This window comes from Pacificibacter marinus (genome assembly GCF_018860505.1).
Classification (GTDB): domain Bacteria; phylum Pseudomonadota; class Alphaproteobacteria; order Rhodobacterales; family Rhodobacteraceae; genus Celeribacter; species Celeribacter marinus_B.
In genome coordinates this window covers 47,881-64,495 of record NZ_JAHKPU010000002.1, presented here as the reverse complement: position 1 = coordinate 64,495, position 16,615 = coordinate 47,881, and the positions used below count along the sequence as shown (strand labels likewise).

The 16,615-nt window shown below is 54.7% G+C and carries 12 protein-coding genes; 8 read left to right on the top strand and 4 right to left on the bottom strand.

The genetic code is table 11. The features are described 5' to 3' along the window. The first annotated feature begins 123 nt into the window (after positions 1-123). From KO503_RS00330 to KO503_RS00320, 3 genes are all read left to right on the top strand, one after another. Positions 124-789 carry a hypothetical protein gene (locus tag KO503_RS00330; RefSeq protein WP_215989612.1) on the top strand — a complete coding sequence of 222 codons (666 nt, stop codon included), beginning with the start codon at positions 124-126 and terminating at the stop codon, positions 787-789. A 505-nt stretch (positions 790-1,294) separates the two neighbouring features. Further along, complete coding sequence (locus KO503_RS00325) at positions 1,295-2,173, top strand: ArdC family protein (RefSeq protein ID WP_215989611.1); 879 nt, start codon at positions 1,295-1,297, stop codon at positions 2,171-2,173. After that, positions 2,170-2,373, top strand: a complete 204-nt coding sequence (locus KO503_RS00320; RefSeq protein ID WP_215989610.1) for a hypothetical protein — start codon at positions 2,170-2,172, stop codon at positions 2,371-2,373. Before KO503_RS00325 ends, KO503_RS00320 begins: the two co-directional genes overlap by 4 nt. 72 nt (positions 2,374-2,445) lie before the next feature. On the opposite strand, the gene KO503_RS00315 is transcribed toward KO503_RS00320, so the two are convergent. Beyond that, complete coding sequence (locus tag KO503_RS00315; protein WP_215989609.1) at positions 2,446-3,087, bottom strand: hypothetical protein; 642 nt, start codon at positions 3,085-3,087, stop codon at positions 2,446-2,448. 205 nt (positions 3,088-3,292) lie between these two features. Here KO503_RS00315 and KO503_RS00310 point away from each other — a divergent pair, with 205 nt between their 5' ends. The 5 genes from KO503_RS00310 (at position 3,293) to KO503_RS00290 (ending at position 14,342) form a co-directional block, all read left to right on the top strand. Continuing rightward, positions 3,293-3,883, top strand: a complete 591-nt coding sequence (locus tag KO503_RS00310) for a hypothetical protein (RefSeq protein WP_215989608.1) — start codon at positions 3,293-3,295, stop codon at positions 3,881-3,883. Beyond that, positions 3,870-5,678, top strand: a complete 1,809-nt coding sequence (locus KO503_RS00305) for a relaxase/mobilization nuclease domain-containing protein (protein WP_215989607.1) — start codon at positions 3,870-3,872, stop codon at positions 5,676-5,678. The genes KO503_RS00310 and KO503_RS00305 overlap by 14 nt, the downstream gene beginning before the upstream one ends. Next, entirely contained in the window at positions 5,671-7,563 is a 1,893-nt protein-coding gene (locus KO503_RS00300) for a type IV secretory system conjugative DNA transfer family protein (RefSeq protein WP_215989606.1), read from the top strand. Before KO503_RS00305 ends, KO503_RS00300 begins: the two co-directional genes overlap by 8 nt. Positions 7,564-7,900: 337 nt before the next feature. Then, complete coding sequence (locus KO503_RS00295; RefSeq protein WP_215989605.1) at positions 7,901-12,607, top strand: DUF3883 domain-containing protein; 4,707 nt, start codon at positions 7,901-7,903, stop codon at positions 12,605-12,607. Positions 12,608-12,716: 109 nt separating this feature from the next. After that, positions 12,717-14,342, top strand: a complete 1,626-nt coding sequence (locus KO503_RS00290; protein ID WP_215989604.1) for a nuclease-related domain-containing DEAD/DEAH box helicase — start codon at positions 12,717-12,719, stop codon at positions 14,340-14,342. An 85-nt stretch (positions 14,343-14,427) separates the two neighbouring features. Here the strand turns inward: KO503_RS00290 and KO503_RS00285 are convergent, their stop codons facing one another. From KO503_RS00285 to KO503_RS00275, 3 genes are read right to left on the bottom strand one after another with little or no spacing between them, the layout of a single operon-like run. Further along, a complete protein-coding gene (locus tag KO503_RS00285) occupies positions 14,428-15,426 on the bottom strand; it encodes a type IV secretion system protein (protein WP_215989603.1) in 999 nt (332 codons plus the stop codon). Positions 15,427-15,435: 9 nt separating this feature from the next. Further along, the gene (locus KO503_RS00280) at positions 15,436-15,627 is read right to left on the bottom strand and encodes a DUF4177 domain-containing protein (protein WP_215989602.1); all 192 of its coding nucleotides are present in this window, start codon (positions 15,625-15,627) and stop codon (positions 15,436-15,438) included. After that, entirely contained in the window at positions 15,620-16,615 is a 996-nt protein-coding gene (locus KO503_RS00275; RefSeq protein ID WP_215989601.1) for an ATPase, T2SS/T4P/T4SS family, read from the bottom strand. Before KO503_RS00275 ends, KO503_RS00280 begins: the two co-directional genes overlap by 8 nt.

Genomic DNA, 16,615 nt, shown 5'->3' with positions numbered 1-16,615 from the left:
TCGAGTTCACGAAGGTGCTGGATTTACAGTGCCTTCGTATCTCAACCCGGTATTGATTTTGTACTTGGACATCGTCATGAGTTCAGCTCCGATCGCTTGCTAGTGCGATGTGATCTCAGAGACGTGGTGACGGGTGCTTGTTCGCTCGCAGCGTTGAAAATTGCTCTTGATGCCGGTTTTGAAGTTAGGTTGTCATCTGCGCTGCACGTAAAGTTGTATTTTTTTGATGAGAAGCTGTTTGTGGGGAGTGCCAACCTCACTGGCAAAGGTTTGGCTCTAGTTGGGTATTGTAATGATGAACTTAGCACGGAAGGTAAGCCTACAGCTCGCGATGAAGAGATAGCCGAAAATCTGTGGGCCCAAGGAACAGAGATCAATCATGCTCGACTGATTGCAATGCAGGAATTCATCGAACAGCTAGATGCTGATTCTAACAACACTCTTTCTAGCTGGCCTGAATCGATCTTTGTTGAAGAAAGGGATTTATACTGTTCCGACTTCCCTCAAAACACAACCGCAGACAGTTTTAGGTGGAACGACATCGAAAAGTTGAAAGTAAGTCCTGCATATTTATGGCTCATGCGTTCTGTTGAGGAGAATGGTGGGTCGGCTTCATTTGGTTGGCTTTCGCAAAAACTTCACACAGACGTATATGATGATCCTGCGCCCTACAGGCGCAACATCAAAGAGCTTTTGAGAAATCTGCTCGATCTTGTTGTCGCGTTTCAGCCCGATGGGGTGTTCGTTGAGAAGCCAAACATATCTTCGGTGGTTTTTCTTCGCGACTAGCTTTCTGTGGTTTGCGTCAAGGTAACGCTTGTTTAGTCGCCGCTATTATAGTCTGGTTTGGCGTCAGTATTATGCGGGATCTCCGATCTAAGGAACCGCGCATTGGCGCGCGGACTATGATTTCAATCGACTAGACCGGGGCTCAACGGGCCGTTGGCCCGCTCACCCCGATCCAGGCATCATTCCTTTTATTTGGTCCGCCCAACATCCCTGACCGGGGCGGTCAACCTTAGTCCATCCCCAAAATCAGCCACCAATTTCCCCTGTCTCGCGCGCGAGCCATTCCTCGCGCGGCAAATTGGTGTCTGATTTTGGCGCAGACATTTTCTTCGCAAATGTGGCCGATTGACAGCCCCGTTCAGGGCCGTGGGTCGGGCTTTGCCCTCTCCCACTCTGTTCCGCCGAATACATGCGTATTCGGTCAGATCAGGTGGCCGAGGCGCAGCCCATCGGCGGAAGGGGGCGCGAAGCCTTACCCGCATCACTTTGATCAAGGAGGCCACAAATGGCACCGAAGTTTGATGTTTATGCCCATGTCACCGACACCATTATTTCAGAGATCGAGGCGGGCACGCCGCCATGGCGCAAGCCGTGGACCGGAAGCGCGTCTGGCATTGCACTGCCGACCCGACACAACGGCGAGGAGTATCGCGGGATTAATATCCTGATGCTCTGGATTATGGCGGCCAAGCATGGTTGTGTGTCCAGCCGCTGGATGACCTACAAACAGGCGCAGGAGCTTGGCGGTCAGGTCCGCAAAGGCGAAACGTCCTCGACCGTGGTCAAATACGGGACGTTCACCAGAGAGAACGAGTTGGGCATCGAGGAAGAGCTGCCCTATGCGCGCGCATACCGCGTCTTCAATGCTGATCAGATCGAAGGTTTGCCGGAGGATTACTACATCCGGCCCGAGGCCCCGCGCGATCTTGGCACGGCGGGAGATCCGGACCTTGAAGCGTTTTTCGGCCGGACAGGGGCGGAGATCCTCACCAGCGACGACCCGCGTGCCTATTACAGCCCTGCCAAAGATCACATCCACATGCCGCCGATTGCCACGTTTCACGATGCGGCAGGCTATTATGGGACGTTGGCCCATGAGGTGATCCATTGGACTGGCAGCGAAAAGCGGCTTGAGCGGATCAAGAAATTTGCGAACCGCGAAGCCTATGCCTTTGAAGAGCTGGTGGCGGAAATCGGTGCTTGTTTCCTTGGGGCTCAGATTGGCGTGGCGCCTGAGTTCGGTCAAAGCGCCGCCTATGTCGAAGGATGGTTACAGGCTCTCAAAGAAGACAAGCGGGCGATTTTTCGTGCGGCATCTGAAGCGCAGAAAGCCACAGACTTTGCTTTGCAAGCAGCAGGTCAAAGCAAGGAGGTGGCAGCATGACTCCCGACTATCACAGCGATGATTTTGCGACCGCACGTCTGGAAGACACCGTCAGCTTGCGAAGCGCGGCCCGTGAAGCGCGTGCCACGCTCTACGCGGTCTTGAACCGGCTGGAGATGAACGATCTGGACGGCGAGGAGCAGCCCTATATCGACGATTGTCTTGGGGCTCTCGCAATCCTTGAGGAGGCGTTGCGATGACTTTGGAGGAGATTAGGTTGCCAAATAACCTAGCATGGATTACCGACCGTTCGGCTTTCTGTGCATCGAAGTTTATAAGCCCCGTTTGATATTGTTAATTAGTCTAGCCAATGCAGCTTGCCTTGCGTTTTGCTCCGCGATTTTGCGCTCGCTCTCTGCAATGTTCACTACTCGCGGCAAATCTTCCGCGAACACGAAATCGTTTGAGAACGTCAAAACGTACTCGGTGAAAGAAGGTGCGTAGGTCACAAATTCAATTAACGTTGAATTGTCTGTGCCATCAAGGAAGGCGTCCAATATCTCATCGCGATAAGCGATGAAATCTTCGTCTGTGAGACCTTCAAGCTCCGGGTCCCGTCGGATATTGCTCAAAAATTCCTGCTCACCAATCGTAATGGCATCAGCATGTAAGATGCGCATCGTGGCTGATGTCCGAGGAAAGGCATTGAGGACGATTGAGGAGGCGGCTGGCATGCCGTCTCTGTAACGATCAACAGCAGCCCCCTTTTGTTCATCGCCGAAGCTTTGCCAAATTGGCGCAACGACCGCGAGGATATTTTTATCGGCAGCGACTTCCGCGCCGAAGCAGGACGTCAGCGCATCGCGGGACAATTCCGTGCGAGGTGCAGAACAGTCGCTAGTGCCTTGCCCAAACACTGACATCGGGAGGATTATGGCAACTGCCATGACGGAAAATGTAGTTTGTCTATTCATAGGCTATTGTTAGTTGATTGGCCGTTTGTTTGGCAAACGGAGTTTGTGTTGATGCAAAAGTATTCCCTAGGGGTCGCAGCCTATGGCTGCTCCAAACGGAATACAGGCAGTTGATGCAATATTATAATATTGAATCAATTATGGCGAAGTGCCATAACAAGGCTGCCTGTATGATGCTGGCAAGAAATAGGGGGGATTACTTCACATGGGCCGACCGCGCGCACCACGGCACAAGCGACTGACGCAAAACCAGCGTTTTGTGATCGTGCGCAAGCGTGCCGAAGGGGTGCCGATCGAGGATCTGGCCCGTGAATTCGGCGTCACGCCCCGCAGCATCTTCTACACATTGAAGGCCGACCAAAGCCGCAAACTGGACGGGCGCGTGCGGTCTGAATTGGTGAATGTTCGGCTCACACCTAAAGAGCTCTTAGGCTTTGATGCGGCTCTCACGCGGCATGATATCGCCAGCCGCGCGGAGGGGCTGCGGAGGCTCATCTATGCATCGAATGACCTGTTTGTTCCCGATGACGAGTTGGCCGAACAGATGCAGGGATTGTCGGCCTCGCTCAATCGCACCGGTAACAATATCAACCAGATTGCGCAGCGCCTGAACGAGGCGAAGCGCAAGGGCAAGACGCCACCCTATGGCAACTCTGCACATGGGCAGGTTCGCGCCTTGGCGGGATTGATCTTCAACATCGCAGACCAGGTTCAGGACATGGCGCAGCGTCGCCGCAGTGCTTTGTCCGGCGAGGTTGCCCGCGTTCTAGGAGGCTTTGCTGATGGCCCGGAATAGCACCGTTGTCGCAGCCCAAGATGCCTTCTTCGACCGCGACTGGAGTCGCATACGCGGGAGCGCGCCGCGCCAGCGTCAAAAGCAGATGGCACGCGCTGCTATGGGGCATTCGCCTGCGATCTTCAAAGGCATTCGCGACGGCGGCACGCACAGCAAAGCGCAGCTGCGCAACCAGCTGGAATACCTGACCACCAAGTCGAGCTTCATCATCGACAGCCGTGGCACCTATGACGGCCAAACCGTCCTGTCGACCAAAGAGATCGAACAAGTCACGCGCCGGTTTTCCGCACAGTGGAATGAGGGGTTCCACCCGAAGCTGGGGCATACCTCGCACCTCTTAATGGCTTTCCCGATTGGCACGCGCGGCGCGGACGTGGCCGAGATCACCCGCGAGATTTGCGAGCGGTTCTTTCAAGGCGAAGGCAGCCATTTTGACTACATCGCGGCCGTGCATGAGGACCGGGATCACCCGCACGCCCACATCGTCCTAAACCGGCGCAGCAAGGACGGTGAATTCTTCTTTCTGAAAGAAGGGCACCATTTCAACTACGACAGTTTTCGCGAGGCCATGGTCGAGGTGTCGGATCGCTATGGGCTGCGCCTCGAAGCGACCCGAAAGCTCGAGCGTGGAATCACGACGAAGAGGCCGAGCGACGTGGACCGACGTCGTGCAGAAGCTACGGGGCAGAAGCTGGCCGAACGTGACCGCGTGGGGCCGGAGCTTGACCGTGCCTTGGCTGATTTGGCGCTGAACGCGCGGCTTTATCGCGGCCTGGCGGCCGAGGCCTCGCGCGAGAACCAGCATGACATTGCAGCAGCCTTGGACAAGGCCGCGACGCTTTTGGCGCAGGGCAAACCGATTGAAGCAGATGGAAAGGTATATGGCATGGCCGAAGAACAGCATTCATTTGATGAGGTCGTGGATGCCTTTCACGACAAGATCAACCAAGCCGAACGCATTGTCGCTGACGCCCCGGTGGAGCGGCGTGCGGCGCTGGAGCATGAGCTGAACGACATCTATCGTTCACTGTCACATCTGAGCCCCATGGGAACGCAGTCCCACACGTTGCTCGAAGACGCATCCAAGAGTGGGATCTATTCTGCTGTGAATATACGGGCCGAAGCTCAAGAAGCCTTGCAGGATCCAGCTCTGGCAGAACGTTTCCAGCAGGCTTTGAAAGGCACCAGCATTGACGCGCAAGAGGTGACACGTCGTGTCGAAATCGGCGCGGGCAATGCCGCGCTCGAGCGGCAATGGCTTGGACAGGATCTGAAGGCGATTGCCGAGAAGGAGGGCTTTGACCTGTCGCGCGCCGATGAGCTCGAAAAAGCGATCGATCGTCTCGACCAGGTTCACAGCGATCTGGGCCTCTTGTTGGCAGATGCTGAGGTTCTTAAAGACAGTGGGACGGTGGAGACCGACCGGCAGGAAGCCATCATCGACCGGCTGCCGCCGACCACGGCTGACATCCTGAGCCGCATGAGGGACGACCCAACCGCAGATCCATTCCGCAGCGATCTGGAGCGCGAGAGCTTGCGGATCGAGCTGGAGGAACTGGTCGGCGAAGAAAATACCCCGGACTTGGCAATTGGCGATGAGGCCACTCTGGAGGAACATATCGAAGATCGCCTGGACCGGCTCTATTCGGCCAAGGCCTATCTCCAGAGCGATGCCGCTATGGCGAATAGTATAGCGATGGAGCATGTCCTCGACAAAATCGCCAATGAAGAAATTGATGTTCAACGCGAGCGGCATGTCGATAGCGATGGCGAAAAGGGTGTGACGCATGGGTAAGACGCGGATCGCACTCGGCGTCTTGAGCTTTGCTCTTCTCGGCGCGGTGCTGGGGTATGTTCTGGCGTCGGCCTTTCTGTCGTTCCGCTGGTTCGGGGTTGGGGCGGAGATCGATTTCTTGATGCTGGCACGCAGCTATGGGGTTCTTCGAACGACCCATCCGGACGATATGCAGATCGTTCACTTGATTGTCGGGATCAGCACCGGTGCCGGTGTCTTGCTCAGTGCCGTCCTGATGAATGACGCACTGACCAAGTTCGGAGAAACCCACTGGCAGCACATGTCTGAGATGAGGCGGAACGGCTTTTTCGGCAAGCCCGGCCACGGCTTTGTCCTCGGCAAAATGGGCAAGCCCAAGAGCCGCAAACCCTTTGTCATGTCCAAGGTCTTCCCCCATGCTCTGATCGTGGCCCCGACCGGGCGAGGTAAGACTACAGGGTTCGTCATCCCGAACCTTTTGACCTATCGGGGCAGTGCCGTGGTGCTGGACGTGAAGGGCGAAAACTTCGAAGCAACAGCACGCCACAGGGCCGCGCAGGGCGACAAAGTGTTCCGGTTTGCGCCCACTGATTGGACAGACGGCCGCTCGCATCGCTACAATCCTTTGTTGCGCATATCGGCGCTGGAAAACGTCGACCGCCAGCAGATGGAGCTGCAGCTCCTGGCCTCGCTGTTTCTTCAAGCTGACAACGATCGGGTTCAGGGGCTCCTCGATGGCGGCATCGATCTGTTTGTTGCGGCAGGGCTTCTGGCCTTTGAGCGAAAGCGGCCGACCCTGGGCGAGATCTACCGCATCACCGCATCAGGCGGGGACAAGCAGAAGGAATATCGCCGCCGCGCTGATGAAGTGGTCAATCCAGCCGCCAAGCTGATTTTCATGCGCATGGCCTCGACCAACAACGACACGCTGACGTCTTACCTGTCGCTTCTGATGACATCTGGCCTCAAGCAGTGGTCGAACCCCGCAATCGATCGGGCAACCGCAACTTCAGACTTCGATTTTCGCGATATCCGAAAGACGCCGTTTTCGATCTATCTCGTGGTCGAACCGCTCATGGTGAAACCGCTCGCGCCACTGATCCGCCTGTTTTTCTCGGACTTGCTGGCATCTCTGCAGGACCATGAACCCGGCAAGGACGAGCCTTGGCCGGTGATGATCATGCTCGATGAGTTCAATCGCTTGGGCAAAATGCCGATCGTGCTCGACAGTATCGAGACGCTGCGATCCTACCGCGCCAATCTCGCGATCGTCACCCAGACCATCCCTGTGCTCGATGAAATCTACGGCGAAAATGCCCGACGTGCCTTGCAGGGCAACGCGGGCATCAAGCTCTATCTGACCCCCTCAGATGAGAAGACCATCGAGGAGCTGAGCAAGGCCGTCGGCAAAACCACCAAGCGTGTTGTGACTCGCTCGCGCTCGGTCGGCCGCAACCCCTTCGCCGGGCGCAGTATGTCTGAACGAACGGAAGAAACCGCATTGCTGCCTGAGGATGAGGCGCGGCGCATGGATCTGGATGACATCGTCTTGGTGGTTGACGCGCAAATGCCTGTCCGCGCCAAGCGGATCAAATACTATGAGGATCGCTTCTTTAAGCAGATCTTCGACAAGCAGACTGGCGATTTGCCATATCCCTCAGCGGGAGATCAGATGCGCGGCCTGCAAGGGCAGATTAAGGCGCTGGAGGCGAAGATTGGGGCGCTGGAGGTGCCGAAGGTGATACCTGCTGCGGGATTTGAAAGTAGCGGGAAGCAGCGTGAGGAGATCAACGACTTGGCCAGCAAAGAGCAGGGTGAGCCGAACGAAGACAAGCCCAGTTTGGACGAGTATCAGGCAGGAACAGATCGGGTGGAACGGTTTTTGGAGAGCGCGTACAATGGCTGAGGGCACGAAGCACCAATTGGGTGGCAGGAGATTCACGATTGCATATTGCATAGCCGCGCTTGGAATGCTGCAGAAGCGGTAGGTGACAGGTAGGCTTAAAGGGGTCAAAAAAATATGGAACGATTGCAATAAGAACAATCACAATACATAACTGCAATATTCAAATTTTGCAGCATCGAATTCAACAAAACATCTTTCGAGCAGCTTAGCTAGTTCGTTCCCAATAGAGGTTACCCCAATGCCGTCCAATGCCCAAAGAGTAAGAGAACTTTCCTACTCTGCACCGCTGATAAGCAACATCCGGCAAATATTGACGGGTCTACAGGGTTTCGATTCGATGGCCCGCGAGATTATCCAGAATGCGGACGATGCGGGTGCTAAAAACATTCGTTTCGACATCACAGACAACGCACTGATCGTGTGGAACGACGCAGTGTTCCTCAGCTGTGGATTGAACTCGGATGAGTGCCTTTGGACGAGAGATGGCAGCCCGCAGCTCGGCAAAAGAAAGGCATGTGATTTCCATGCGATCAGCAAGGTCGGGAGCGGAAACAAATATAATCAGCCGGGATTGATCGGTAGGTTCGGGATCGGGTTCGTCTCGGTTTATCAATTGACGGATCAACCGATCATTCGCTCTGGGGACGTCGAACTAACGCTCAACCCTCTGTCCGAAAAGAACCAGATCCGAACGATCGATCCGGTCGATGGATCGGAGATTCAGATAACGTGGGCGCTGGATGACCGAAGCCCAATTAGGGAGGCTCTCAGCGCTTCTGCTTTTTCGTTGGAGAGCTTAAAGCCACTTCAAGACGATCTGGTGACCACCGCCGAAGATTGCCTTCTATTCTTGAAAAACCTGGGTTCGATAGAGATCCTACGGAACGGAAAAAGAGTTAGCTTCGTTCAGAAGTCCGTCGACGATGAAAACCACCTAGAACTTTTTTTCGAAAGAAAGAATAAGCGCGAAAAGTGGTACGTCATCCACTTGGATGCCGAAGAGGCAGCGCGCCCGCTGAAAGAGAAATTCGTGGTCATAGAGAGGTTGGACCGACAAACTACCGCTCAAATCGCCTTTCGGCTCGACGATCACGAGGAACGTACGGGACGACTTTTTGCGTACCTTCCCACCGAACAGGATTCGCCGGTACCCTGCCACATCAACGCGGACTTTTTTCCTGAGCAGACTCGAAAAGCTCTCGTTCTCACTGGTGAGCAGCACGAACGACATTGGAACGAGATGCTTTTGGCGTATGCTGCCCAGGAAATCGCTGGGCGTCTCGAAAGCTTGAGGGATGTTCTCGGTCCCAAGGGGCTTTGGAGGCTCATAGACGAGGCGCACCAAAATCGAAACAGTGACAACTTCGGGGTGTTCTGGGCGGAGATTTCTAAAGCGGCCATAGTCGCTGATATTTATTTGACGAGTGCCAACGAGTGGGTTGGGCGGTCGGATTGCTGGATTTTGTCGGCGCAATTCGGGGTTGACCAAGAAAGGTCGTTGCAAAAAATAGGAATACCGACAGTCAACTCGTCATTGCTGTCATTCAAATCTGTCGTACGAGCGGCGGGTGTGTCTGATTTGACCCTAAAGAGACTCGTGGGCTCTCTGACGTCCTGGGATCAGGCCGAATTTGACCATGATTCCGAACCGGATTGGCCCAGTCTGCACAATACCGTCTCTCCTCTATGGCGTATCTTAGAAGATTTCTTGGAAAGTTCACTGCCAGAAAAACCGAGGCAGAAGTCACGAGTGATTAGCGGACCGGAGATCGAACTGCGACGGCAAAAAGTAGAACTGTGTAATTTGCGGATTGCCCCAAGTTTCGACGGCCGATTGGCTAAGCTGTCCGAATTGAAAAGGCTGCCTGCCCAGGCAAAAGTAGAAGATGTTCGCAATTTTTTCCCTGAATTGCCGATGGCGTCGGAAGAATTCCAACAATTCCCACAGCTTTTCTCACTCGCTCCTGCGTTCGTCTTCGAGGATCTCCTGGGGGAACTGGCAGAATGGGTGCAAGATGAAGAGACTGCCGTTTCATTCTTGTCTCGCGATAAAAAACGGGTACGTGCGTTCTATGATTTTCTAGTCGAGTATCCCCGCGATGAGGACCATGATTACTCTGCAAATGTGGCTTCGACGCCATTTCTGGCAGGCCATGGACGTTTTTTGACGCCACGACTGGCCGTCTTACCCGGAGGTTTTGACGATCCGATTGGTCGCTTCGATACTTTGGATCTCGATTACTTCGGGGATAGGGCGCGAAAGTTCCTCAAAGAGGTCTTGGAAGTCGAAACGTTGACGCTCCAGGCCTACATCGAAGAGCATTTGGCAGACATTCTGGACGAAGACCTCTCAAAAGAGCATTACGTTGCCCTGCTCGATGTGTTCGTATCAAAGAAGGACTTGCTCAATAAAGAAAGCACGAAGGAGACCTTGGCTGCTCTGCCTTTGGTAAAAACCAAGGATGGCCTCCTGAGAGCTGCCAGAGATTGTTACGCGAAGACCGATGCGCTCGCCGAAATTCTAGGAGCCGATGATGCACTATGGGTCGACGAAAGCATCTTCGGCGAGTCGAGAAAGGAACTCTATCTGGGCTTCTTTCGGTCACTTGGCATGCGATCCAGGCCTTCGCTGACGCACGCCATGGATAGGATCGAAGCGGTCGTGGCAGATCCGCCCTCAGAGAAAACACGAGGCGCGGTTTCCAAAATCTTTGGTTTCATACTCGAAGTCTATCAAGACGAGAGTTTGGCTAAGAATGAGGAGCAGTTCGAGGCCGAAATATCAAGAATGCGGCATACGGATTGGCTTCCCGCCGAGAAAGAAGGCCAGCTGGATACCGAGTATTGGTATGCCCCACATGAATTGCATCAGCCATTCCGGGCGGGAGGGTTTTCGTCACAGGTGGCAGTGCTAGGTGTAACTGGTATGGGGCGTCGGCTGAATAGGGAATTCCTGGAATTTCTCGAAATGCCGGCAGAACCGGACACGTCGATCATCGTCGACCATCTCGAAGACTGTATCGAACGAGGAGTGGAGCCGAGCAAGCACAGCTATCAGATATTGAGTGAGCGCCTGAAGAAAGAAGACGACCAGTTCTTCATCGAGCGATTGAAGAACGAGAAATGCATCTACGCCCCCAAGAGGAAGGAGTTCATCGGAACCGATCGTTTCTTTTGGAGCAAACCGCATCTGGCACGGTACTGTTTCAAGGCACCAGAATGGATGCATGAATACAAGGAGCTATTCGATTTTCTTGGTGTAACTGAAGAGCCCTCCACCGAAACATACGTAGACGTCTTGATCGACATAGCAGACGAGTTTGGTGGCGACGCGTCGCTTTTGCCCGGTGAAATCTCGCTGGTTCATGATGTTTGCACCAAAACCCTTTCAGAGAAGCTACGCGACGATCCCGCGGGCACATCTCTGCAACTGGAACGACTTCGGGAGCATCCGTTTCTATTCACCCTCGCTGGAACACTCGCTTTCGTCGACGAAGTCGCCATACAGGACAGTGATTGGCTGGCACAGCCGTTCGGAGGAGATCTGGACGCACGTTTGGTGCGCTCGTCTGCTGAGACGGTAGAGCTCATCGATTGGTTTAAGATACGACCGCTATCTCTGGTGACTCGGCTGGAAATCGTTGAATTGGGCGAAGTGATCGACGACGAATATGCGACGCAGTTGGTGCGAGAACGAAGTGATCTCCTTGGATGGCTATGCATCGATCTACGCAGGGAAACAAGGAAACGTCTAGAAAAGACACTGCGAAATATCGAACTGGTTCGGACGGATGCTCTGACCGCTCGTTCTATCTTCGAGTTGGATGATGTTCCGTTCGCGTCGCCGCCACGAAATGACGAAGTGGTCTTCGATTCCGACGAGGCGAGGGTTTATGTGCTTCTAGACTTGTTTGGCAACTACTGGATTCCGGCCTTTCGAGCGATATTCTCAACGCTATTGGCTGGGGAAAGCAAAGCGTCAATCGGCCAGCTTGCTCTGATTGCCAAGTTGGTACTGAGTGCAAATTCTCGCGAAGATGCGGCTTGCGAACTCAGGCAAGCCGGCTACGACACGCCAGAGACAGAAGAATTTCCAACGGAAGTGCTGCCTGAAGACGAAGTCGGGGAGCTCGGTTTTGGAACGGGATCTGAGCAAGATCCAGCCGATTGGGATATTGAAGACGACGAGGTGATCGACGACCCAGACATAGGTGCAGAGAAAGCCGCATCCGACGCGCATATCGCAGCGGAAGCCAACAAAAAGGCAACTGGTGTTGAATCTTCAGGAACCCAAGAGCCTGGCCGCAAGCGAAGTGAAGGGTCGTCTGGATCTGCAACGAGCGAAACTCCAGGCTCAAGCTCTGGATCGTCATCCATAGACAAGGACCCCGCAAAAACCACTAGGAAGGCAAGAACCGAATGGATGAGGTCTTACGTCAAACCCGAGAAAGGCGAGCCAGGAGAAGCCGGGAAAGGATCTGGACCTAGTCGTGAGCGGATTTCGGCAATCGACGAGGCGGCCATGAAAGCAGTGATGGATTACGAGCTGAACCGAGATTTCCTGCCCGAACGTCAGCCGCATTTCAATCCAGGCTACGATGTAATGTCCCGATCGAAAAATGCTGACGAGAAGCGCCTCATCGAGGTGAAAGGTTTGGACGGTGAATGGACCGACAGAGGGGTGAAGCTCTCAAGAACTCAGATTTCATTCGCCCAGGATCATCCAGATGAAGCTTGGCTCTACGTCGTCGAACACGCTTTGGAGCCAAAGAAGAGAAAGATCAATGCGATCAAAAATCCATTTTTCAAAGCAGATGAATTTTGGTTCGATCGGGTTTGGCGAGAGGTCGCGGAAGAAAAGGGAGGGGACTACAAAGCACAATTCGTAGCTGGCCGCCGTATCCAAGTAGAAGGCTTTGGTGTTGGAACAATCCTCGAAATCAAGAAAATCGGCGTCATGACCCAGCTCAAAATCGAATTCAAAGATTGGGGAACGAAATCAATTACCTTCAATGCGACCACTATGGAATTGCTGGAGGATTGATGCCGTGGTGAGACTTTATCCAGACTATCGAGGGAACTACGGGGAAGACGTACCCTCCGCTGAAATCAAATTCTACGAAGCTTGCGCCTCCCTAGAAGGCGATTACCACATGTTCCATTCTGTCGGCTGGATTTCCAGAACCGAGGGTAGTGCTCGGGACGGTGAAGCTGATTTTCTCGTATGTCACCCGGATCGCGGATTTTTGGTCGTGGAGGTCAAGGGGGGGCGCATTCGTGCGGACTACACATCAGGCGAGTGGTCATCAATCGATCGAAATGGTCGAGAGCACAAAATCAAGGATCCATTTCGCCAATCCATGACGGGAAAGTTCAATGTCCTGTCAAAGCTCAGGGAACACCGGGACTGGACGCGCTTGGGCCTCAAGAAGATTTCGGCGGGGCACGCAGCATTCTTTCCGGACGTGGATGATGGACGGGCTTTGAAGGGCCCCAATGCCCCACCGGAAATCATCGGAGATCGGTCGGATCTTGCCAATCTCGAAGCTTGGTTGGAGCAAGCTTTCGACTATTGGTCCAGCGACGGTGCAAATTCTTGGACCAACTCTTTAGGTGCTGGTGGTGTGCAGCTGATGCAGCGGATATTTGCTCGCGTCGTGCAAGCTCGGCCGCTCTTGTCCGCTCAAATCGAGCTAGAGGAAAGTCAGCGACTGAGCTTGACCAATCGGCAGATTCAAACTCTAGATCTGCTCTCCAGGCAAAGGCGGGTCGCGATCAGCGGTGGCGCAGGAACTGGGAAGACGGTTCTAGCAGTCGAGAAAGCTAAGCGGCTTGCAGATGAAGGCTTCAAAACACTACTGACCTGCTACAACGTCCCATTGGCAAGCCATTTGGAGGACGTTTGTAGCGGCCAAGAAAACCTTGATGTCTTTGGTTTTCACAAACTCTGTAAGCGTATCGTGGATGACGCGTGTCGGCAGAGCGGGCGAGATCTGATCGCCGAGGCCAAGGTGTCCTTCCCTGGATTGGAACTTTGGGATCACTATTTTCCGATCGCACTAGCGTATGCGCTCGATGTCGTCGATGTTCGCTACGACGCCATCGTCGTCGATGAAGGCCAAGATTTTGGAGAAGAGTATTGGCTTCCAATCGAAATGCTGCTGCGGGACGGCAATACTTCACCACTCTATATTTTTCACGATGAGAACCAAGACGTTTACACGCGAGCGAGCACCTTTCCCGCCGACGCCTCGCCAATCACACTTTCCTTCAACTGCCGTAATACCCGGGCCATCCATGAAGCTGCCTACCATTACTACAAGGGGCCTTCGATCGATCCGCCGGAGATTGTTGGCGACGATATCCAGATATTAGCAGCCCCAGATTTGCGCAGCCAGGCCAAGAAAATCCAAGAGTTCGTATCCCGGCTGATCACTGTTGAAAAGTTGCCGAACGCTTCCATCGTCGTATTGATCGCTGACAGAATTAGACGCAAGGAATACGAAAACGCTTTACAAGGCATGTTGCTACCGTCTGGGCTTGGTTGGAAAGATCTCGCGAGCACTGGAAAACACGGTGTCACAGTGGAGACTGTCGCAAGGTTCAAGGGCCTAGAGGGTGAAATTCTGATCTTGTGGGGCCTCGACGATTTGCCTGGTGAAGAAAAGCGCGAGACGCTCTACGTTGGGATTTCGCGTGCAAAATCCATTTTGGCGCTTTGTGGACGAGATGAAACTTGCTCTGATGTTTTGGTCGCGGCCACCTCTAAGGGCACATAAATGCGAGGGAAGGCCGCGACGCCAGTGGCTACCCAAGCTGAAATGCATGGCATGAAGCGACGAGGTTTGAATTTAACCGAGACGTTTAGTCCAACCGCTTCGCACGCTCAGCCACCCGCTGAACCATCGAGACAGTCGCACCACCTGCTTGACGTATTCCAGCCCCAGCGATCTCAGCATTCGACCTTGTCCCAAACCGCGCCCGTGCCCGTGACCCCTTGGTGCCAATCAAGCCCTTCGCGAACCCGCTAGGTCCAGGTATGCTCGGCGGTCCGGCCATCATGAAGTTGCCGGAGATTGAGCGCACAATCAGCGGGGTGGCGATGATCATGCCGCCTGCGAGGAACATCATTATGAAGAAGGGCACCAGCGCGCCGATGTTGCTTGCGCCGGAGGGATCTCCAAGTTCTGTCATCAGCGAGCGCGACATGCCAACGACGGTTGAAAACACGCCCGCGATCACGAGAGGATAGAGCGCGTAGGACACTGTGCTGGACAGCCAGCGGTGGAAATAGTCTTTGCTGACGTCGAACAGCGAAAGCGCGATCATGATGGGGGCGATGCCGATCATGAACGCGAGCATGATCTTGGCGAAGATCAGGACAAGGCCGCAGAGCGCGCCGATGACGCCCAAAAGGAACGCGCCAATCGCACCGATGAGGGCACCGGCCATCCAATGCATGTTGTCACCGGCCGCGTTCAAGTAGTCGCCAAATTCCTCGATGAGATCGTCGAAGGCCCCAGCAAAGTAGGATGCACCTGCACCGCCGCCGCCAAGCCCTGCAACCATGCCGCCCGCAAGCTGGTCGAGCCCGTTGATGAGGGCGCTGGCCACCGCGTTGAATTGGACCCAGTTCATCGCAAACAGCGAGATGAGCATGAGTTTGAGCGCGAACCAGAACGCGGTCCGCCCATCCATGGACTTGTACTGAAACACCATGTTGAGGAAGACGCCGATCACAGCCAGCGTCGAGGCCACGGCGATGACGCCGCCAAGCTGACTGGCGACGTTGCCAAAGGTGGTTTGGGCCGCGTCGTCCAGAAAGTTGTCGGTTGTCTCAACCATCCAGGTGACGACGCCCAATATGTGCTCCTATGCTTTCTCGGTCGGTTTGACACGCCAGATGTCGCGTTTCAGGAAGGCCTTCAGGATGTGCTCGCCGTCGAAATCTGGCACCACCGACACCAGCTCCCAACCATCCTGACCAAGGGCCGTCAGCAGTGCTTCGATCTTCGGCGGCTTTGTCTTGGCGGTGTTGATCTGTTCAATCTTGTACTCAAACATGGGATGCTTTCCTTTGCTGGGCCGGATCAACCGGCAGGTAGAATTCGGTGATGCCGCGCGCGCCTTCATAGCGACCGGCTTGGATGATCACATCGATCGAGCGGGTGATGTAGTCGTTCATGTCCTGGTAGGTCATAGGCACGTCGGTCTTCAGGGCCGCAATCGCCAGGCGCTGGACCGCCAGCTGCGGCGTCTCAGCGTGCAGCGTAGTTAGCGAGCCACCATGCCCGGTGTTGATGGCCTCAAGGAAGGTCATGGCCTCTTTGCCGCGTACTTCGCCCAAGACGATGCGGTCCGGCCGCATGCGCAGGGTAGAGGTCAGCAGGACATCAGCGCTTCGTGAGGCTTCGTTGCGGTCAGACATCAGCGTGACCACATTGGGTTGCGTCGGACGTAGCTCGGCAGCTTCTTCGATCGTGATGATGCGTTCGTCGGCGGGCACGAAGGAGAGGATCTTGCGCGCTGTGACGGTCTTGCCGGTGGAGGTCCCGCCGGACACGATCATATTGAGCTTGTGCCTGACGCAGAACTTGATCGCAGCGTCGATGTCGCCCGTGGCCACGACATCGCGCAGCTCGGCATTGCGTTTGCGGCGTGCACCCTCGTTGCTGCGCTCTTTTCCGAAGAGAAAGGACAGCTTGATCCGCTCCAATGGCAGGTCGGCGAAGAACCGCAGGGAAATCGCGTAACCGCCATCAACGGCGGGAGGCTGGATGACTTGCGCGCGGATCGGGCGGTCACGGTAGGTGATGCTGACTGATACAATCGGCTTGGTCCGGCTCAGAGTGGTGTTCGCGGCGGAAGCAACCTGATTGCCCAAGTCTTTGATCTCGTTCGGTGAGAGCCGCCGATTGACGGATCGCATGAAGTGATCCCCCTGAAACTCAGCCCACAGCGTGCCGTCGGGGTTGATGCAAAGCTCGATCAGCTTTGGATCACGCGCCTCGGGGATCTTGTCCATCGAGCTTTGCAAATAGCTGGCCGCCAT